Source organism: Wolbachia endosymbiont of Rhagoletis cerasi (genome assembly GCF_018454475.1).
GTDB classification, from domain to species: Bacteria; Pseudomonadota; Alphaproteobacteria; order Rickettsiales; family Anaplasmataceae; genus Wolbachia; species Wolbachia pipientis.
Map to the genome: position 1 here is coordinate 80895 of NZ_JADCNC010000009.1, position 19223 is coordinate 100117.

Here is a 19223-nt window from a genome sequence, read left to right on the forward strand (position 1 = left end):
AAAAACATTTAGACAAATAGCTAAAGGTGATATTCCGGCACATCATCACTATCCCAAGATAAGCTTTTTTCACTTTTAGACTCCGCTTCAGTTAGTCAAGAGCCTGGTCCACCGCTTGAAGACGATGAGCTACTTCTTGATCGACTACTACTTTCTACTGATATACTATTTAGCACTGTTTCAGATTGATATATAGTTCGCATTCTGTCATCAGTGGTAAAAATTTCTTCATCGCTACTTGAAGATGATCGCCTTCTATAACCCAAATCAGTTAGTTCTAACACAGGAGCAGCATTACGACCCTTAACATATCTATATGCTATGAATCCTATAATTCCAACAATACCTATTGCTCCAACCAAAGATCCCCCTATCATTCCTGCCCTATTAGACCCTATAGCAAGTTGAGTAGGCTGTGGTGAAGAAGTAGTTTGAGGAAGTAAAGTCGTGGTAAATATAGGAGTTGTTGATTCCTTTGTTTCAGCGCTCGGTATAGTGAACACGGTTTGCCCCAAAGTTGTTTGTCCATTAGTTGACATCGTAACTCGTTCAGTAGCTGTTGTCGCTTGCAGAGTAACAGTTGCTTTAGCTGCGGTTGTAGGTTTTACAGTACTTGTTTCAGTTTCCGAAGTTACTATCGGCGCACTAGTTGACGTTGTAGCAACCATGGTCGTTTGTGAAGTAGTAGTTGTTTTTGCTACTGTTGTTGGCTTCACTGTTACTGTACTTGTTTGAGTCGTTGACTCTGTTGAAGGTTTACTCATCATAGAAGTCGTTGCAACGGTAGTTGATGCTACTGTTGTTGGCTCTACTGTTACTGTACTTGTTTGAGTTGTTGACTCTGTTGAAGGTTTATTCATTGTAGAAGTAGGTGCAACGGCTTCCGTTGTCAGTTTAGTAGTCTTCACAGTGTCGGTTTCTGCTGTGTTAGTAATTGCAGCAGTCGGCGTTTTCTTAGAAGTCACAACCGTTTCTGTAATAGTTACAGGAGCCACGGTACTACTAGAAATAATATCTGGCGTTAATCGACCGTTAATGATATTAACAAAATCACTGAGAGTTTTGATGCTACTTGCCGGTATTATTGTTACCTTAGAAGGTTTTTCAAATCTCTGATGATTGAAAATTGCGATGTTTTCTTCACTTACTGCAGTTACAATAAAACTGTTTTGACCACTGTCTTTAACGTACAATTGCTCTATAGAATCTGCAAATTCGTAAACAGTAAAGTTCGATTTTGATCCATTCTTAACAAGATTTGTTAAATGTAACGTTTGTTTATCAGACAACCGGCCTTCTGCAAGAAAAGCAACTAGATTACCACCTTCAATATACTGCAAAAAGCTTATTTCATGTTCACTGGAGAGAGATGGTGCTTTATTTATTTGACCATTTCTATTACCAAGCAAATACTCATCTGCTCTCTTTCTATCCCTCAGATCCTGAATAACTTTAGCCATATCAAACTTAAAAATATGTGTCTTTTTTACCTCTTGATTTTCCTTAGTAATCCTTTTGCTCATTTGCGTATAAAGCATCATGTTTTCATTTAATACCAATTGCCCTGGGTTATCAAACTTCAATAATTTTCTTTCTGTAACACCACTTTTTCCATCTAATACTCTAAATTTTCCACTTTTGTCTGATTTTAAATACCAAGAAACTAAAGTTTGATCCTTTAAGTTATGGGCGATTACAATTACGTCACCATTACCAACTTTCACTGCTCTTGGTTGAAAGTAACTATTGCCCACATTTGCAAGACTATCATTATTAATATTCTTTTGTAATTTTGTTTTACCTAAATGTTCAACTGAAGGAATATTAACTGATTGTTTAATTCCGTAAGTGTTAAAAGACAAACCTTTAACGTATCTTTCTCCTTCTTTGCCAATTTCTTCTTCGGGAAAGATGATTCCAACTTTATCTATTTCAGCTAAATCTTCTATTAATGTGAGAGATAATTGATCTTTAAATTCATTTGCTACGCTGATATTTGTACCCCATTCGTATGTTTTTGATTGATATAATGGACTAATAAGTAATTTTACTTTACTGCTCCCATTACCATTATCTTGATAGCTGAGTCCATAAGCAACTCCATTCCCCTCAATTAATTCTACGTTTGTTGGATTAAAACCTATCGCTTCTTTAATTTCCGGTGTATTTGAGTTGATCCCGAGCAATCTTCTTAATATAGACATAATTTTATTTAAAATATTAATAAAATGCTATTATGATTACTCCTGTGTGTTAATGTCAATGAAAATTTTAACTAAAATTAAAAAATTAATATAATATTTTATACTAAAAGGTAAATATAAGCTTGAAGAGGGCTAAGAAGCTTTATGCTATTTCTCAAAAAACCAACAATTGCAATCATTGGTTCTACAGGTATAATCTGTTAAAGTTTACATGAGTCTCATGAATGATAGAAAAAGAAGAGCAGTTTAGTTTTACATCAGAAAACCTCAAGAAAGCGGGAAAGTTTATAGAGATGTATCCCAAAGGTAGAGAAGGTAGTGCTGTTATGCCTTTACTATATCTGGTTCAAGAGCAATGCGGATGGGTTTCTGAATCTGCTATGCGTTATGTTGCTGATATGCTGCATATTCCACATATTCGTGTATATGAAGTGGCAAATTTTTACACCATGTATAATTTAAAACCAGTAGGCAAATATCTAATACAAATTTGTAGAACAACTCCTTGCTGGTTGTGCAATAGTGAAGAAGTTTTAAATACCTTTAAAAAAAAACTTGGAATCGATATCGGTGAGACTACTAAAGACAATTTGTTCACTTTAAAAGAAGTTGAATGTCTCGGTGCATGCATTAATGCTCCCGTTGTGCAGATTAATAATGACTTCTATGAAAATCTTACTCCTGAGAAAGTAGAAAACATCATAGCAGAACTTTCAGGCAAATAGATGAAAGAAGAATTTGCATTCAAGATAATCAAGCAATCAGGTTCTGCAAGAGTTGGCATTATTAAAACTCCAAATGGAAACATAGAAACACCAGCATTTATATTTTGTGCAACCAAAGCTGCTATTAAAGCTGCAGATATCGAGAGAATCAGAGAAGAAGGTACTCAGATAATACTTTCCAACACCTATCACCTAATGCTTCAACCAGGAGAGAATACTGTTGCAAAACTTGGTGGTTTGCACAAGATGATGGGATGGAATGGGCCAATGCTAACTGACTCAGGTGGATATCAGATATTTAGCTTAGGCCACGGATCAGTTTCGGAAGAGATAAAAGGAATAAGAAAAAAACAAAAAACTTTGATCAAAATTAATGAGGATGGGGCAATTTTTCGTTCTTACATCAATGGCAAAACTTATTGCTTAACTCCTGAAAAGTCTATACAAATTCAACAAAAATTAGGTGCAGATTTAATCCTAGTTTTAGATGAATGCACTCCATTTCACGTAAGCAAAGAATACACAGCAAAATCAATGCTCATGAGCCACAGATGGGCTGAACGTTCTTTAAATGAATTTGAAAAAAACAATAATGGCAAGCAGGCACTGTATGGAATTAGTCAAGGCGGAATATATCACGATCTGCGTAGAGAAAGTTGTGATTTTATCAACAATTTACCATTTTTCGGCCAAGCAATAGGTGGATCACTTGGTCAAAGTAAAGAGCAGATGTACGATGTAGTTTCTTTCACTATGGACCACCTAAAAAAAGACAGGCCTACTCATTTGCTTGGTATTGGTGGAATTGTGGACATCTTTCATGGAGTAAGTCTTGGAATTGACACGTTTGATTGTGTGCATCCAACTCGTTTGGCAAGGCATGGTGGTGCACTTATTAAAGTAAAAAATAGAGATTCTATTTCTTCAAAGTGCAAAGAGCATGTTAATTTGCGGAATCAACAATTTGAGCTGGACAATAACCCAATTGAAAGTGACTGTTTATGTTTTACCTGCAGAAAACATTCAAGAGCTTATATACACCATTTACTGAAAGCTAAAGAACTGCTAGCTTACACGCTCATCACTATTCACAATGTTTTCTTCATGAATAAGCTTATGGAATCAATAAGACAGGCAATATTAGATGATAGGTTAGATCAAGAGAAGAATAACTGGATTAGTGAAATACCATTGCACTTTGATTTGGCCTCTCTTTAAGTCTTTTCTTTATGCCGTTGATTTTTACTTCTTGTTATATTTACTTTATTTATCACACTATTAATTAGAAAGGTTATAATAAATAATTAATCTATTAATGTTAGTCTCTACCCATATGATTTGTAAGGATTAGAGGTGAAGATATGGCTAAAGGAAATAATACCCTATTAATATTTGATTTTGATAACACTATCACTAATGGACACATGCATGGTGTTTTCTTTGGTAGACACTCCGGAATTAAAAAAAGTGATTTTAATTCTGCTGTGGAAAATGCAGTGACTGATCACAATATAAAAGATTTTCTAAAAAATACAGACGGAATAAAAAATGAAGAGGGGCTGAAATCTACATTACAGTCTGCACTTTCAAACGGAATAGAAGTGAATATTGCATCATATACAGGATATCCAAATGCTGTAAAAAGGGTTGTAGAAAATCATTTGGGCTTATCTAAAGAACAAGCAGACAGTATTTCTGTATTTGGCGGATTTCCAGCAGATTATGATAATGAGCTTCCAAAAGATCTCAAAGAACAACAAAGTCAAGTTGGAAAGAATTTACACATCTGTAAAGCAATTGTGAACTATAAGAACAATCACAATGGTCAGTTGCCAAAAAATGTAATGTTGGTTGATGATAGTGCAGGTAATATAAAAAAAATTAATGAGTTTGTTGAATCAATGAGCAAAAGAGAGGGATGGCTTGAAGAAAATGGACTTAGTCTTCAAGATATAAAAAACATTAAATTTGAAGGTGCACAAGTACCTATGAACAGAAATGGTAAAGTGGTAGGAGATGCTAATTATCTAGAAAGGGTACAGGAGTTTGTCAATGCTAATACCAACTCTCATTGTTGGCCAGTCAAATAGGAGACATTGCAGAGTTGTTTAATTGTGGAGCTGGCAAGAGAAGTAATAAATTTGCACAAAGCACCCTCAAGCAGAGCAATTGTATCGTATATTTTATTGCGCAAAATGTTCTGTTTTATATATAACCAAAGCCTCTCAACAGGATTTAGCTCAGGTGAGTACGGAGGTAGGTATATAATATCGATATTTTTAGGTACCTTTAAATTTTTTGACCTATGCCAACTAGCACAATCCATAACAAGAAAAGCCTCTCGTGTTTCTAGATATTGCGACATCTGCTCAAGAAATATGTTCATGCAATCAGTGTTGACATTTGGTGCAAATAAGCTAGAACTCTCTCCATTTCTAGGATTAACCGCACTATAGAGATAGAAATTTTGCCTACCTAATTTTGTTTTAACCTGTGTTCTAATCCCCTTTTTAAACCACCCATGTCCAACCTTTGAATGTGTGCCAAACCGTGATTCATCAAAGAAAAATAGCTCTTTTTCTGGATACTTGCTAATAGCTCCATTGAGATTTTTTTTTGAATTCCTCTTGTTTGCTTTTATCTTGTCCATTATGAACTGGTCTTGGTGTAATATATGAGAATTTCATCTTTTGCATATAGCGGTGTACTGTAGATTTGCTGATATTTAATCTGAACTTTTCCTGGATTCTTATTCTCATTTCTTTAATGGTAATATTAGGATTTTCTTCTATCCACTCTTCAATTTGCTGTAGTTGAACCTGATTTAATTTAGTTTTTCTACGGCGTTGTGGAGGAGCAAACAGTTTTTCTTCTCTGCCAAATTTCAAGAGTTTTACCCACGAAGTTAGTGCGCTTCTTGAAATGCAATATATTTTTGCTACAGCCGTTATACTGTACTTTTTTGCTGCAATTACAGCATTTAGTTTTTTTGAAACATATGCATTATTCCTTACTTTCTTCAGCATTTCTTTTGCTGATTCTACTACTTTTTCATCCAATAATTTTGATCTTAATGCCATTTATACCTCAACTATTTTACTTACTTCATTATGGCTTTTCTTCCATCTTTGTCCATCTGTTTGCCGTGTAATGGGAATTGGTATAACTTGGTACAAGAACCAATTTATGAAAATTTGAAGAAAGAAGAACCTATATACCAAAATCTTCAAGATATTCAGAGATCATTGTCTGAAACGGTACCAAAAGAACCTATATATCGGAACAATGAAAATCGACCACCATTACTTCCTAAAAAAAGGAAATCAAGTGATGGTATGGTTGCTGATGGTGAGAATAAAAAACAAGATATTAAGGGCATGTTGTCATCTGAAACACAAGCAAACCCAACACGCTCAAAACGTCATGCAATGATGCTTGACCCTCAGCAAATAGAATCTATACACCAGAATGCTGAAGAGCCACCACTAGGTAAAAAATACGCACATACTGAAACCATCTCCTTATCAAAGGCATTTGATACAATCAGAGATTTTTTTCAAGATTGTGGTCAAAAAATAATAAATACTATTCATAGATTACTAAAGAAGGAAGTAATAACAGGAGTTAAAGAGCAAGGCTATGATGTGAATAGTGAAAAAGGTAAAAGTGAAATTACGATTTATGGTAATAAATTGATAGATATTGACAAAATAAAAACGGATTTTATTGATACCTCTCTAATTCGAATAATGGAATTGGGTGAGGAGAAAATCAAAGATCTTAACAATAATTATAAAGGTGATCAGCTAGGGCGAGAGATATCGAAATTATTGAACGCTGGTTCGCAAAAGGAAAATATAAACTCAAACTATAATGATGGAGAGCCTATATTCCAGACTCGTAAAGAGGCATTGAACTATCCTCCGCAAAAGAAAGACATAAACTCGAACTCTGTGAGAGGAAACTATAATGGTGGAGAGCCTACACATCAGACCGTTCAAGAAGCACGGAACTATCATCGGCAAAAGAAAGGTATAGACTCAAACCCTGTAAGCAAAAAACCACTTGCACCACCAGTACCTCCTAAAAATTATACGGAAAAAGTTACGCAAAGCAGAAATGCAGGTGGGATTAAAATAGGTAAGTGATTCATGTATAAAAGACAAGAGTTAACTGACAGAAGAATTAAAACTAATGTCAGGCTCTTGTTTAATACATATAATTGCTTATATGTGTGGTTCATAGCACATTGTTTCAACTTTACGCTTCTTTAATCACTGTGCTATAGCTAACCCAAGAAAGGTTTTCCTACGTCATACCGCCGCGGCGCTAACAAGTAGCGGAATGACGAATTTTTGTTTTTCAAATTATCGGTAAACTTAAGTCACTTTAGCTATAAATTATGAAGATCTATTGTAAAGCAGCCAAATCAATATAACAGAATACACTAAGCTTTAAGCATAGAAACCACTTTATCGTAACTTGGCAGTGACTTAATTTCTCCAATTGCAGCTAGAGTGGCTTTTTCATGCTGAGATAATAATTCTTCTGCTGCTTTTTTTACGTTAGCAGTGGTAACTGCACTAATTTTTTCTATTAATTCACTTTTACTGATATATTTATTATAGTTACCATAGTAGTGCCCCAATGTTTCAGCACGTGAGCTCACACTTTCGCGTGACATTAAAATTTGGGATTTTACTCGCTCTTTCACTCTATTTACTTCTTCTTCCCTCAAATCATCTGTGGACAACTTCTTCAACTCTGTCGTTATAGATTTTAAAAGCTTATCTAAGTTACTACTGTCTGTACCAGCAAAAATGGAAAACATTCCTGTATCAGTATAGCTGGAATTAAATGAATAAACAGAATAAGCTAATCCCTGCTTTTCCCTTACTTCCTGGAATAAACGTGATGACATTCCGCTCCCTAATATAGAATCAAGCACTTGAAACGTGTGATATTTATCGTCATGGCGAGAAACACTAGGTAGACCAATTAGCAAGTGCACCTGATCTAATTTACGATGTTCTAAATACTCACCACCAGTGTGGCTCGTCGCATTTTGGCTTTTTTTCAGCTTTTTAGAATGAATCTTTGAGAAAAAATCTTTGGTTAATGCAACAACTTCTTCATGTTCAACATTTCCTGCAACGGCAAATAGCATATTCTCGCCAAAGTAATGCTCATTTATGTAATTATCTAGATCTCCTCGAGTAAAAGATTTTACAGTATCTTGCGTGCCTAAGATTGACCTGCCGAAAGGTTGATCTTTATAAGCTGCCTCAAAATATTTATCGAAAACAATGTCACTTGGTGAATCATTAGTTTGAAAAATCTCTTGTATTACAACGCCCTTCTCACGCTCCAATTCATCTTCTGGAAATGTTGAATTCATCAATATATCTATTAGTATATCAATACCAGTTTTGATGTCTTTCTTGAGGACTTTTGCATAATAGGTGGTGCTTTCCCTACCAGTGCTAGCGTTGAAAACTCCACCTATGTCATCAAAAGCTTTTGCAATTTCAAAGGCAGTTCTTGTCTTCGTCCCTTTGAAAGCCATGTGTTCTAAAAAATGGGATATTCCATTTTGATTTGCACTTTCTGCTCTGCTGCCAACGCCAACTCGTATGCTTAAAGCTACAGAATCAACATCACGCACCTGCTCAGTTATTATGCGCAGACCATTATCTAATTTTGTTACCTGGGGTACATTCATCTTATGTGTTCTTTTTTAAATTCTCTTCTGCAAAATCCCAATTAATTAAATGATCAAGGAAAACTTTTATGTAGTCAATTCTACGGTTTTGACAATCTAAATAATAGGCGTGCTCCCACACATCCATAGTGAGTAGTGGCACTTGGCCATAAATTATTGGCAAATCTGCATTTGGAGTCTTGGTGATTTTGAGCTTTCCTAACCTACCTTTTTCGAGCACTAACCATACCCATCCACTGCCAAACTGGCTTACTCCATGACTCGAAAATTCTTCATAAAATTTATCAAAGCCACCGATATCGTCTTGAATTTTTTTTGCTAGAAGACTACCATCTTTAGGCTTACCACCACCATTTTTTTTCATTGAATTCCAATAAAAAGTATGGTTCCAAACTTGTGCTGCATTATTAAATATAGGCAAGTTGCCGCTATTACCATGCACTTTTGTTATTAATTCCTCAATTTTTACATGTTGATAATCTGTATTTTCAACTAGCTCGTTGAGTTTATTTAAATATCCTTTATGGTGCTTATCATAATGAAAATCTAAGGTTTTTGCAGATATATAAGGCTCCAAAGCTGTTTTATCGTATGGTAATTCAGGTAAAGTAAAACTCATAAAAACCTCTTTATTTCTAACCTACTTGGATGGTAGGGCAATATATGCTTTTGTGCAACATATAATTAATAGCTAAAACATTTAGGTATCTATTGCTTTATTCTAAATTATACTACAATAACGATTATTATATAAGCCATAGAAATGGATTAAATGCAAAAGTTACTTGACACCCTTCGCCAACCCCCTTATCATGAAACTGAAGCTATTTATTTATCTTCTCTGTACAGATTAAATGACAAAAAAACTCACGTATCTGGCGTCTCATGTTTAATTTTTTGCACTATGTGCACCTTATGTCTTATAAAATTTCTACCTACATAAGCTGAAACGCGCTTATAAAGCGTTTAAAACATAAAAAAACGCCAACTTAAAAAATGGATAGTGAATAACTAGCTACCCTAGGGTTTCTTTTGCCTTTTTTTCTGTTTAGTAAATTTCTTAACGTTTATAATTTAGATTAGTTGCGGTTTAAAAGTAGCTGAATCGCGGTTATTAAACGTTTAGAATAAAAAAACGCCATACTTGAAAGTATAATGTAAGTAATTAGCCAACCACGGGGCTTCTTTTGCCTTTTTCTCCGCTTAGTAAATTTCTTAATGTTTATACGGAAGGTGTCATTCCAGCGCGTGACGCTGGAATCCCAAAAAAAGGATGATGTCATCCGAGTAGCTGACACTGGGATCCAGTTTTCCATATAATCTCATCGAAAACGTTGTAACCACTTTCTATGCTAGTTTGCTTGTGAGCAACCTGGATCCCAGTGTCTGGACACTGGGATGACAAAAAAAGGAGCACTGGGATGACATCATAGGGGCGCTGGCCTGACAATCGTCATTCCGCTACTTGTTAGCGGGATCTGGAGATACCGTGACGGTATGACAAGGAAGAACAGTTGCATTCCTGCACAATTTATTCTCATGACAAAAACGTCTTAACTTTTTCTCTACTTTTTCTGGGCAAGGTCACTAATTGACATGGTATCTTGTTAAAATATTTTTTGAAAAAATGGATTGAATTATAGGTAGATTTGGCTATTATTTGTAATACATGGGTATTGGATAAAATGTTTGAATTTAGTTCTGTGCTGCTAGCTCGAATTCAGTTTGCCTTCACAATAGGCTTTCACATTATATTTCCTGCTTTCACGATCGGGCTTGCAAGTTTTCTAGCCTTTTTGGAATGGTGTTGGCTTAAGACTGGTGATACACGTTTCCGTGATGTTTATAAATTCTGGATCAAGATTTTTGCCGTTGCTTTTGGCATGGGAGTGGTATCTGGAGTTGTAATGTCATATCAACTTGGTACCAATTGGTCGATTTTTTCTGACCGCATAGCCAATGTTCTCGGCCCTCTATTTTCCTTTGAGGTTTTAACAGCCTTTTTTCTGGAGGCATCTTTTTTGAGTATTATGCTATTTGGATGGAATAGAGTAAGTTCTCGTATGCACTTTGCTTCTACTTGTATTGTTGCAGTGGGAACGCTTATTTCAGCTTTTTGGATTATTGCAGCCAACAGTTGGATGCAAACACCCGCTGGATTCACGATTGGTGAGAATGGTCTCCTATATCCAACCAATTGGTTAGAGATTATTTTTAATCCTTCTTTCCCTTATCGCTTTATTCATATGGTAACAGCAGCCTATCTTACAACAGCTTTTGTGGTTGGTGGTGTAGGAGCATTTTATCTTTGGAGAAAACGACATGCTCCTCAAGCAAGAATTATGCTTGGTATGGCAACCATTATGGTAGCTTTAGCTGCACCATTTCAGCTGTTCATGGGAGATAGGCATGGATTAAATACACTAAAGCATCAACCTGCTAAGATTGCTGCAATGGAAGGTATATGGGAAACCGAAAAAGGGGCTGGCTTACTTTTATTTGCTTATCCGGATCAGCAAAATGAAATTAATCACTACGAGATAAAAATTCCTAATCTTGCCAGCTTGATCTTAACACATGATTTTTTAGGAGAAGTAAAAGGATTAAAGGAATGGAAAAAAGAAGATAGACCACCTGTAGTATGGGTATTCTGGTCCTTCCGTATAATGGTTGGAGTTGGAATTTTAATGATCATAATTGGGTCAGTAAGTGTTATACAGTATCTTCGTGGCAAATTATTCCAAAGTTGTTTCTTACATGGATGGTGGATATCAATGATGCCGTCTGGGTTCATAGCGTTACTTGCAGGTTGGTTCACTACTGAAATTGGTCGTCAACCTTACACTGTATATGGAATTATGCGCACAATTGAATCATTTTCACCTGCGATTACCGGTCCTCAGGTTGCATGGTCTTTGATTGCATTTATCGTTATGTATACCCTTATATTTGGAGCAGGTAGTTACTATATTCTGAAACTTATATACAAAGGAATTCCTGTCATTAAAGAAGAAGAGCAATTTTATAAACACGGTATTGGAGCTTCAGTGATTGATGCTGGTACATCTGGAAAGGACAACAATCATGTTTGATTTTTCTTCCTTAATTAATTTACCCCTAATCTGGGGATTACTAATTGCCATAGCTGTTTTACTGTATATTTTAATGGATGGGTTTGATTTAGGTATTGGTATTTTACTTCCTTTTGCACCGTCAGATAAATGCCGTGATCACATGATAAGTTCAATTGCACCATTTTGGGATGGAAACGAAACATGGTTGGTACTAGGTGGTGGAGGGTTGTTTGCTGCTTTTCCTCTTGCATATTCAATATTAATGCCTGCTTTTTATATTCCAATCATTATTATGCTGCTTGGCCTTATAGTGCGCGGAGTATCCTTTGAGTTTCGTTTTAAGGCAGAAGGAAAATACAGGCAATTATGGGATTATGCCTTTCATTTTGGGTCACTTGGTGCTGCATTTTGCCAGGGCATGATTTTAGGCGCATTTATACATGGTGTAGAAGTAAACGGACGCAACTTTTCTGGTGGCCAATTTGATTGGGCAAGTGCTTTTAGTGTAATGACAGGCGTTGCTGTGATATTTGGATATGCACTTTTAGGTTCTACATGGCTCATAATGAAGACAGAAAATATAACACAAGAATGGGCACGCAAGGTTGCTTCTTATACGCTTGGTTTTGTAGGTATTTTCATGGGACTAGTGAGTGTAGTGACACCATTTTTAAATGAACGTATTAAAAACTTTTGGTTTAGTATGCCAAATTTTTATTATTTATTTTCTATTCCATTACTCACATCTTGGCTATTTTTCATGCTGTGGTTTGATCTTCAGAATACTAAACGGGAGTACCGTCCATTCTTTCTCAGTATTGCTATTTTTTTTATGGGATATTTAGGTTTAGGAATTAGTATCTACCCATGGATTATACCTTTTCAATATACCATTCTGGATGCAGCTGCTTCTGGGCCAAGTTTATCTTTAATGCTCATTGTTATAATACCGCTTTTACCAATCATTTTAACTTACACTGGTTATTGCTATTATGTCTTTCGTGGAAAATCAAATTATGAACACACATATTAAGGAGTTAGTGACCTTATGGTTAAAACGTTACCCTTAAATCAAGCAGTCGTTCTGGCAATGGCGTCAACTTAAGAGCCTTCATTAGCAAATCCTCCTATGGATTTTCTGACTTCTTGTCATATAAGTAGCTTGACGCTGACATTCAGTTTTCTTTATAATTTTCTTTGTGAAAGAACAAAAATGCTTATTTGTAACGATAGCTGGCTTACCAAATGCTGGGAAGTCTACATTAATTAACAGCATCATAGGCAAGAAAATTGCAATTGTCACCCCTAAAGTGCAAACAACAAGGACGCAAATAAGGGGTGTTGCAACATGCAACAACACACAAGTTGTCTTTACTGACTCCCCAGGAATTTTCTCAGCAGAAACAAAACTTGAAAAAGCTTTAGTCAAATCTGCATGGTCGGCAGTTAAGGATAGTGACATCACTTTGTTGCTTGTTGATGTAAGCAATTATTTGAAAAATATAGAAAGAATTAAGACTATATTTATGCGGCTGCAGCGCACAAAAGGCAGATGCATTTTGGTTATCAATAAAACTGATTTGGTAAAAAGGCCTGAATTAAAGATGGCGCATGAGCATCTGAATTTGCTTTATAAATTTGAAAAGGTTTTTATGATATCAGCATTAAAGAATGATGGACTTTCTGATTTGATGAATTACTTGTCTGAAGTTGCATCGGTGAGCCCCTGGTTTTATGAAGAAGATCAAATAACCGATTCCTCGACAAATTTTTTATCAGCAGAAATTACGAGAGAAAAATTATTCTTGAACTTGCGTGAAGAATTGCCATACTCTACAGCTGTTATAACTGAACAATTTGAGGAAAAAAAAGATAAGAGTTTAGTCATCAAACAGATCATATTTGTGTTGAAAGATAGTCATAAAAAAATAGTGCTAGGAAAAGATGGCAGTAATATTAAAAAAATTAATATCGAAGCGCGTGCTGAACTAGAAAAATTATTTGAGTGCAAGGTACACCTCTTTTTATTTGTGAAAGTGCGACCTTGGATCGACCGTCCGGAGGAGTATATAGGCAATGCTTAATTCTTTATTGGTATTTGATATTGAAACTATACCAGATGTAAATTCCTGCAAAAATTTACTCAATATTAGTGATGATAGTAGTGTAGAAGAGAAGAGGGATGCATTAACAAAATATCATCTTGAAATAACAAACGGGCAAAACTCTTTTCTGCGTCAGCCTTTTCACCTTGTTGTAGTTATTAGTTTTTTACTTTGCAATATAAGCTACCAGAGTGGTTATGAGGTGTTCACACTGCAAGAAATAAGATCTGGAGGCACACTAAATTCCAGTGAAAAGGAGCTAGTGAAAGGATTTTTTAACTACATATCAGAGAAAAAGCCAAGATTAGTTTCGTTCAACGGACGCACTTTTGATATACCAGTGCTGAAGTATCGTGCTATGGTCCATGGCATTCAAGCGGAATATTTTCATAAAGCTGGCGATAAGTGGAATAGTTACAATCAGAGATATAGCAGTGATTGGCATTGTGATTTGCTTGAATCCCTCTCTGATTTTGGAGCTTCTGCGAGAGTAAAAATGAACGAAGTTTGTGCAGCATTTAATCTTCCTGGTAAGATTGGAGTTGATGGGTCACAAGTTATGGACTTATACGATAGCGGCAAGATACAAGAGATTCGAGATTATTGTGAAACAGATGTAATTAACACTTATTTGATTTACTTAAGGTTCATGCATCATCAGGGAAGGATTACTACTGAAAGCTACAACAAAAGTGCGGAAGAGCTGCTTTTAGAGTGCGAAAAAAAAGAATACCTAAAGAAATTTAAAGAAGAATGGGAAAGAACTTGTGGTGGAAAAATTTTACTTCCATAGAATAAATAGTCGAGTTATAATGCACTAACAAGCGAATCTCTGTACTAAATTTTGGTTAATATACACGTTGAGCATATTAAGAAAGTTGCTTTTAAGGTATTGCATTTTACTTTTATTTTCGTTATAAGGTTGCTTTAAGTTGAATTTTCAACATTTTTATACTATTTACATTTAAGATATGATTTCGAAATTTTTTGGGGGCACTTCATGAAAAAGTCTATGTATACTAAAACTGCTCTAGTTTCTTTATTAACTTTATGTTCTTTCAGCAGTTTTGCAGCTGACTTTCCTGATGAGAGTATGAAGGAAATAAAAAAGCAAGAGAGCACAAAAACTTCTGGAAAAACAGAAGTTATGAAAACATCAAATAAAAAACTGAAAGAAAAGATGGACAGAATATGTAATGCTGATCCAAGAAAAAAAGCTGAAGAGCTTAAGAAAAAGGAAGAGATGAGATTAGCAGCCGAGCAGAAGAAAAAAGAGGAGATCAGGCTAGCAAATGAGAAAAAAGCAAAGCTTATAGAGGATTCAAAAGCGAAAGCTCTAAACGCTAAGAATTCTAATATAGAAAAAGGTAAAGTTTCAAAAACTAAGCGTTCTAAAACTAAGAATGCTAAAGTTGAAGCTAAAGATGTAAAGAAGGATATAAAAGTTGTTAACAAAAATACAGAGGAAAAAGGTAAGGCAAGTCCTGTTGTTTCAGTTGGTGGAGTTGATATTATCGATACCAATCAAGGGCAAAGTAATTTAAGAATAACTTTTGGTGGTGTTGTTGATGCTCAAGGTTATGGCAAAGCTGGACCAAGTGGCGCAGATTATAAACGTTATAACGTTATGCCAAACAGATCTACAGAGTATTATAATGCCACTCCAGATATAACAAAAGGAGCAAATCCAATATTCTATGAAGGAATAGGAAATATTGGTGATTACAGCAACGATATGGGTATGATTGCTGATGCAATATTGCACCTCAGAGCAGAAAATAAGAATGAAGATTTAGGTCTTCTTTATGGTGCTGACGTGCAGTTTCATGTCCCAGTGACCGAAGGTAAGGGAGCTTCACAGGGTGTTTATGCTGCAAAAGGCAGAAGTGCGCATGTGTTTGTTAACTCAAAATATGGTGACGTGAAGCTTGGTTACCAATTTGGTCCTGAGGCTCTGATGAGGCTTGATGCAACAAGAATTGCGACTGTTGACGGAGCTGCAGATAGTGACTGGTTCAGAAAAGTGAACTTAGAAGGAAGCGCTGCTAGCTTTCCATTTTATGTAACACCACGTCTTTACACTGAAAGTTTTTCGAGTGAAAGTGAAAAATTCTCTTTCCGTATGGCAGGGAAATATAACAAAGGCGTTATGACTACACTGCCATTTAGAGTTGCTTACTACTCACCAAATTATATGGGCGCAAGATTTGGTATCAGCTACTCACCTCGTTATGATAGTGGTTTGTTTACTGTAAAAGAAACAGTTTCAGAAGATAAAGGCGGTAAGATAGAACATAAGGAAACGATAAAGCATGTCGGCCCAGACTATGAGCACATAGTAAGTGCTGGTGCATCATATGAATATGACTTTGATAAACATAACATAAAAGTTAAAACTTCTGCAGTTGGTGAATATGGCTTTCCAAAGCAACCAAGTAAAGATAAGCATCTTTATAAGGAATTTGTGGAGTATAATGACCTGATGGGTGTTAATTTGGGTGTAAGCGCTGATTATAAGATTAATGAAGATCAAGGCGTAAAATTTGCTGCCTCTTTTGCATACTTGGGCAAATCTGGTCAACCAAGTGGTATTACAAAACCAGGTGCTGATAAATATGAATCAATTAATAGTGCAGATCCTACTGATGGTAAAAGAGTGGGAGGGCTGGAAGCTCAATTTGGTAAAGATAGTATAGATACCATGTATTGGACCGTAGGAGCTGGGTATCAACATGAGAATATCTACACAAGTTTGACGTATTTTGGCAGCAGAATGAATGACAAAGATATGCTTCATGATGGTGCACTTGGCGTTCAATATGATCTGTCTCCTGCATGCAGTAAGAACAAATTTGTTCCTTACGCAGCTCTCCATTATTTTATGACTAACGAAACAGGTAAGCTGAAAGATGAGTCTGATGCTGATGTACCTTCTAACCAAGGAATTCTCCTTCTTACTGGTGTGAAGTTTTCTTTCTAACCAGCCAGTACACACCACAGTTAATTGTGGTGTATTCTTGTCTGTTAGTGTTTATTTGTCGATCAAATAAACATATGGTGTCCTCTCTCCTGTCATCCCAGTGCGTGACACACAACTGTACGAACATTGTGATTTGAGGACACTCCACCAAGAAGGATGTCATCCCAGTGCCCAGACACTGGGATCCAGCTTTCCATGCAACTTCATCAAAAGCGTTTATTCAGCATAAGATCAGCCACTTTTTATGCTCACCAAATCAGTTTGCTTACTTACAAGCAAAATTTCCTGGATTCCAGTGTCAAGCACTGGAATGACACCCTATGGTCACCGGAATGACGCTTTATGGCTACTTAGATGATGAGAAAAGAACACACTGCCCTTATTCTACTGGCCGTATAGCTACTTTCAAATTTAATCAATTAAGCAGGAGGCCCCTATGCAAACCACACTAAAAAATCATTTAGCTGGAGAATTACTTACCACTGCTACGTGCTGGAAATTAACGCTTGCAGGTGGAGAAGTAATGGGATTCACTGACTATGATGAAGACTTAAATATTGATAATATACTCTATAAATCTTCAAGTGGATTTACAGCCAGTAGTATAATATTAAACAGCGATTTAAAGACTGATAATTTGGAAATTGAGGGAATATTAAATAGTGTTGATATCAAAGAAAAAGATGTTTTATCAGGAAAGTACGACTTTGCAAATATTGAGATATTTCTTGTGAATTATAAAGACTTGACCCAGGGAACAATGAATCTACATTCAGGAATTTTTGGTAAAGTGACATTAAGTAGTGGAAGATTTATTGTTGAAATTAGAGGGCTTTCAGCAAAGCTTGAGAGAAGCATAGCAGAATTATACTCTCCTGCATGCAGAGCACAATTTTGCGATGATAAATGTAAAGCCGATACTAAAAAATTTAGTAAAATAAGTACAATCACTAAAGTAATAGACGAAAGAAGATTTGAAGACACGAATTTAACTGAGAGTGATGAATATTATAAGCACGGAGTAGTAAAATTCTTTGGCTCAATAGCGTTTGAAGGTGTAGTAAAAGAATATAAAAATAAAGTAGTTACGTTGTTTACTTCGCCTCCATACCAAATTTTTGCTGGAGATAAATATTCAATACTCGCAGGTTGCGATAAAACATTTCCAACTTGCAGAAGCAAGTTTAACAATACTGTGAATTTTCGTGGTGAACCCTATATACCAGGTTTTTATATTGTTTAGCAGTACAATTTTCAATATTATGAATAAGCATGGAAAGGTGGCTGAGTGGTCTAAAGCACACGCTTGGAAAGCGTGCACATATGAAAATATGTCGGGGGTTCGAATCCCCCCTTTTCCGTATGTTACTTCTAGAATAGTATAAAACCCCCGGTCGCGCACACAACTGTACGAACATTGTAATATGGTACAATGTTACAACTATGCGGTGGTAATTTACGATAAATTCATGTAGCCATTTCAAATTTAGCCATACCAATGTCAGTAAATTGATTAAGCAAATAACACTTGAGTAGCAGTTCCTTCCTACGATTAATTTCAGATTTGTTCCGAAAATTAAACCCGAATGTTTGTTTCAGTCGCGAGAAAAAACTTTCTACATAAGATCTTTTTCCGTAGTTTGTTTGCCTTTTCCACCTCTTCATTCCATCTTCGCTGTATGACTTTATTAGTCTAATTGCAGCATTTCTCTCTGCCATACTTTGGATGCTCTGCTGCATTGTTTTTTTGGAGGAATTTTTGTCTTTATGCCGCATTCATCACACAATTTATAGAGTTTATGTCTGTCATATGCTCTGTCTGCATATAGTGCTTTTATGGCATGCTGAAAATTAACTCCTTTAAGTAAATCGCAAGCTCCATAGTGATCAGACCGTTACTGTATTTTGCAGCTATGGCTTTTTTGCTGTTTATATTCAACATTACATGCAATTTTCTTGTCTGTTCATAGCCACGATATTTTCTATCAGCGCTATTTTCCTTGCTGTGTGTTGTTATAAATGCTGATGCTTGTGCTATCTATGGCAATTTCGATATCTTCCATATTATTTTTATCAATTCTGCAATCATTGATCTTAATATTAAGTTTTTTTTGAAGCTTGCGAATAGCTGATAACTGCCAAATCTCTTCCTATTTGTTGCAAATATCCTTTTATAAACCCGACTGTTTGTCTTAAGCCAATTCTAAAAAGATTAACGATTATATGCACTAAAATCACAACTTTATCACTATAAATATAGTTGCCGCCCTGCATTTTTGGACTATTTTCATACCAATTTTCGATAGCTTTATCGATGTAACGAAAAATATTTCCTCTTTTTTCTAGAAATTTGTTATATTCATGGCAGTTACTAACTCTCATTTTTTGTGGCATATTTTTTCTTCAACAGTTA

At 35.6% G+C, this 19223-nt stretch carries 16 protein-coding genes, 1 tRNA gene and 1 pseudogene; 12 read left to right on the plus strand and 6 right to left on the minus strand.

Features of this window, described 5'->3' with window-relative positions; translation table 11 throughout:
* Nucleotides 1-95: 95 nt before the first annotated feature.
* Nucleotides 96-2204 (minus strand): hypothetical protein, encoded by a 2109-nt coding sequence (locus INQ25_RS02770; RefSeq protein ID WP_213863012.1) that lies wholly within the window; start codon nt 2202-2204, stop codon nt 96-98.
* A 224-nt stretch (nt 2205-2428) separates the two neighbouring features.
* On the opposite strand from INQ25_RS02770, the gene nuoE reads away from it, so the two are divergent.
* The 3 genes from nuoE (at nt 2429) to INQ25_RS02785 (ending at nt 5019) form a co-directional block, all read left to right on the plus strand.
* Nucleotides 2429-2929: an NADH-quinone oxidoreductase subunit NuoE gene (gene nuoE / locus INQ25_RS02775; RefSeq protein ID WP_213863013.1), complete on the plus strand. Its 501-nt coding sequence runs from the start codon at nt 2429-2431 to the stop codon at nt 2927-2929.
* Complete coding sequence (gene tgt / locus INQ25_RS02780; RefSeq protein WP_213863014.1) at nt 2930-4147, plus strand: tRNA guanosine(34) transglycosylase Tgt; 1218 nt, start codon at nt 2930-2932, stop codon at nt 4145-4147. It abuts the gene before it with no gap.
* 143 nt (nt 4148-4290) lie between these two features.
* Nucleotides 4291-5019: a hypothetical protein gene (locus INQ25_RS02785; RefSeq protein ID WP_246484076.1), complete on the plus strand. Its 729-nt coding sequence runs from the start codon at nt 4291-4293 to the stop codon at nt 5017-5019.
* Here INQ25_RS02785 and INQ25_RS02790 read toward each other — a convergent pair.
* A protein-coding gene (locus INQ25_RS02790; protein ID WP_094745768.1) for an IS630 family transposase occupies nt 4998-6009 on the minus strand; the annotation gives its coding sequence in 2 pieces (ribosomal slippage) (nt 4998-5546 and nt 5548-6009; 1011 coding nt in all). The two genes, INQ25_RS02785 and INQ25_RS02790, sit on opposite strands and share 22 nt — an antisense overlap.
* A 114-nt stretch (nt 6010-6123) precedes the next feature.
* Between INQ25_RS02790 and INQ25_RS02795 the strand changes: the two genes are divergently transcribed.
* The gene (locus INQ25_RS02795; protein WP_246484077.1) at nt 6124-7077 is read left to right on the plus strand and encodes a hypothetical protein; all 954 of its coding nucleotides are present in this window, start codon (nt 6124-6126) and stop codon (nt 7075-7077) included.
* A gap of 299 nt (nt 7078-7376) precedes the next feature.
* Here the strand turns inward: INQ25_RS02795 and INQ25_RS02800 are convergent, their stop codons facing one another.
* From INQ25_RS02800 to INQ25_RS02810, 3 genes are all read right to left on the minus strand, one after another.
* The gene (locus INQ25_RS02800; protein ID WP_213863015.1) at nt 7377-8651 is read right to left on the minus strand and encodes a M16 family metallopeptidase; all 1275 of its coding nucleotides are present in this window, start codon (nt 8649-8651) and stop codon (nt 7377-7379) included.
* A 1-nt stretch (nt 8652) separates the two neighbouring features.
* On the minus strand, nt 8653-9270 hold the full coding sequence (locus INQ25_RS02805; RefSeq protein WP_151807956.1) for a superoxide dismutase: 618 nt from the start codon (nt 9268-9270) through the stop codon (nt 8653-8655).
* A gap of 660 nt (nt 9271-9930) precedes the next feature.
* Nucleotides 9931-10101 carry a hypothetical protein gene (locus INQ25_RS02810; protein WP_213863146.1) on the minus strand — a complete coding sequence of 57 codons (171 nt, stop codon included), beginning with the start codon at nt 10099-10101 and terminating at the stop codon, nt 9931-9933.
* A 235-nt stretch (nt 10102-10336) separates the two neighbouring features.
* Between INQ25_RS02810 and INQ25_RS02815 the strand changes: the two genes are divergently transcribed.
* From INQ25_RS02815 to INQ25_RS02850, 8 genes are all read left to right on the plus strand, one after another.
* The gene (locus INQ25_RS02815) at nt 10337-11743 is read left to right on the plus strand and encodes a cytochrome ubiquinol oxidase subunit I (protein ID WP_213863137.1); all 1407 of its coding nucleotides are present in this window, start codon (nt 10337-10339) and stop codon (nt 11741-11743) included.
* Nucleotides 11736-12758: a cytochrome d ubiquinol oxidase subunit II gene (cydB, locus tag INQ25_RS02820; RefSeq protein WP_213863016.1), complete on the plus strand. Its 1023-nt coding sequence runs from the start codon at nt 11736-11738 to the stop codon at nt 12756-12758. The genes INQ25_RS02815 and cydB overlap by 8 nt, the downstream gene beginning before the upstream one ends.
* Before the next feature lie 166 nt (nt 12759-12924).
* A complete protein-coding gene (era, locus tag INQ25_RS02825; RefSeq protein WP_012673254.1) occupies nt 12925-13809 on the plus strand; it encodes a GTPase Era in 885 nt (294 codons plus the stop codon).
* A complete protein-coding gene (locus tag INQ25_RS02830; protein ID WP_065094884.1) occupies nt 13802-14623 on the plus strand; it encodes a 3'-5' exonuclease in 822 nt (273 codons plus the stop codon). Before era ends, INQ25_RS02830 begins: the two co-directional genes overlap by 8 nt.
* 207 nt (nt 14624-14830) lie before the next feature.
* Complete coding sequence (locus tag INQ25_RS02835) at nt 14831-16810, plus strand: WD0745 family porin (protein WP_213863017.1); 1980 nt, start codon at nt 14831-14833, stop codon at nt 16808-16810.
* A gap of 156 nt (nt 16811-16966) precedes the next feature.
* Nucleotides 16967-17146, plus strand: coding sequence for a hypothetical protein (locus tag INQ25_RS02840; protein ID WP_155975174.1), 180 nt, complete (start codon nt 16967-16969; stop codon nt 17144-17146).
* Nucleotides 17147-17246: 100 nt separating this feature from the next.
* Nucleotides 17247-18053 (plus strand): DUF2163 domain-containing protein, encoded by an 807-nt coding sequence (locus INQ25_RS02845; protein ID WP_141457018.1) that lies wholly within the window; start codon nt 17247-17249, stop codon nt 18051-18053.
* 31 nt (nt 18054-18084) lie between these two features.
* Nucleotides 18085-18171: transfer RNA gene (locus INQ25_RS02850), tRNA-Ser, on the plus strand.
* 106 nt (nt 18172-18277) lie between these two features.
* Here the strand turns inward: INQ25_RS02850 and INQ25_RS06945 are convergent.
* Nucleotides 18278-19204: pseudogene (locus INQ25_RS06945) on the minus strand (IS5 family transposase).
* Nucleotides 19205-19223 lie beyond the last annotated feature (19 nt).

What these genes read in the sequence shown, in the direction of transcription:
- INQ25_RS02805 (WP_151807956.1), bottom strand. Translation starts at nt 9,270, where the DNA reads ATGAGTTTTACTTTACCTGAATTACCATACGATAAAACAGCTTTGGAG.
- INQ25_RS02845 (WP_141457018.1), top strand. Translation starts at nt 17,247, where the DNA reads ATGCAAACCACACTAAAAAATCATTTAGCTGGAGAATTACTTACCACT.
- INQ25_RS02835 (WP_213863017.1), top strand. Translation starts at nt 14,831, where the DNA reads ATGAAAAAGTCTATGTATACTAAAACTGCTCTAGTTTCTTTATTAACT.
- INQ25_RS02785 (WP_246484076.1), top strand. Translation starts at nt 4,291, where the DNA reads ATGGCTAAAGGAAATAATACCCTATTAATATTTGATTTTGATAACACT.
- INQ25_RS02830 (WP_065094884.1), top strand. Translation starts at nt 13,802, where the DNA reads ATGCTTAATTCTTTATTGGTATTTGATATTGAAACTATACCAGATGTA.
- INQ25_RS02800 (WP_213863015.1), bottom strand. Translation starts at nt 8,651, where the DNA reads ATGAATGTACCCCAGGTAACAAAATTAGATAATGGTCTGCGCATAATA.
- nuoE (WP_213863013.1), top strand. Translation starts at nt 2,429, where the DNA reads ATGATAGAAAAAGAAGAGCAGTTTAGTTTTACATCAGAAAACCTCAAG.
- cydB (WP_213863016.1), top strand. Translation starts at nt 11,736, where the DNA reads ATGTTTGATTTTTCTTCCTTAATTAATTTACCCCTAATCTGGGGATTA.
- INQ25_RS02840 (WP_155975174.1), top strand. Translation starts at nt 16,967, where the DNA reads ATGTCATCCCAGTGCCCAGACACTGGGATCCAGCTTTCCATGCAACTT.
- INQ25_RS02815 (WP_213863137.1), top strand. Translation starts at nt 10,337, where the DNA reads ATGTTTGAATTTAGTTCTGTGCTGCTAGCTCGAATTCAGTTTGCCTTC.
- INQ25_RS02770 (WP_213863012.1), bottom strand. Translation starts at nt 2,204, where the DNA reads ATGTCTATATTAAGAAGATTGCTCGGGATCAACTCAAATACACCGGAA.
- tgt (WP_213863014.1), top strand. Translation starts at nt 2,930, where the DNA reads ATGAAAGAAGAATTTGCATTCAAGATAATCAAGCAATCAGGTTCTGCA.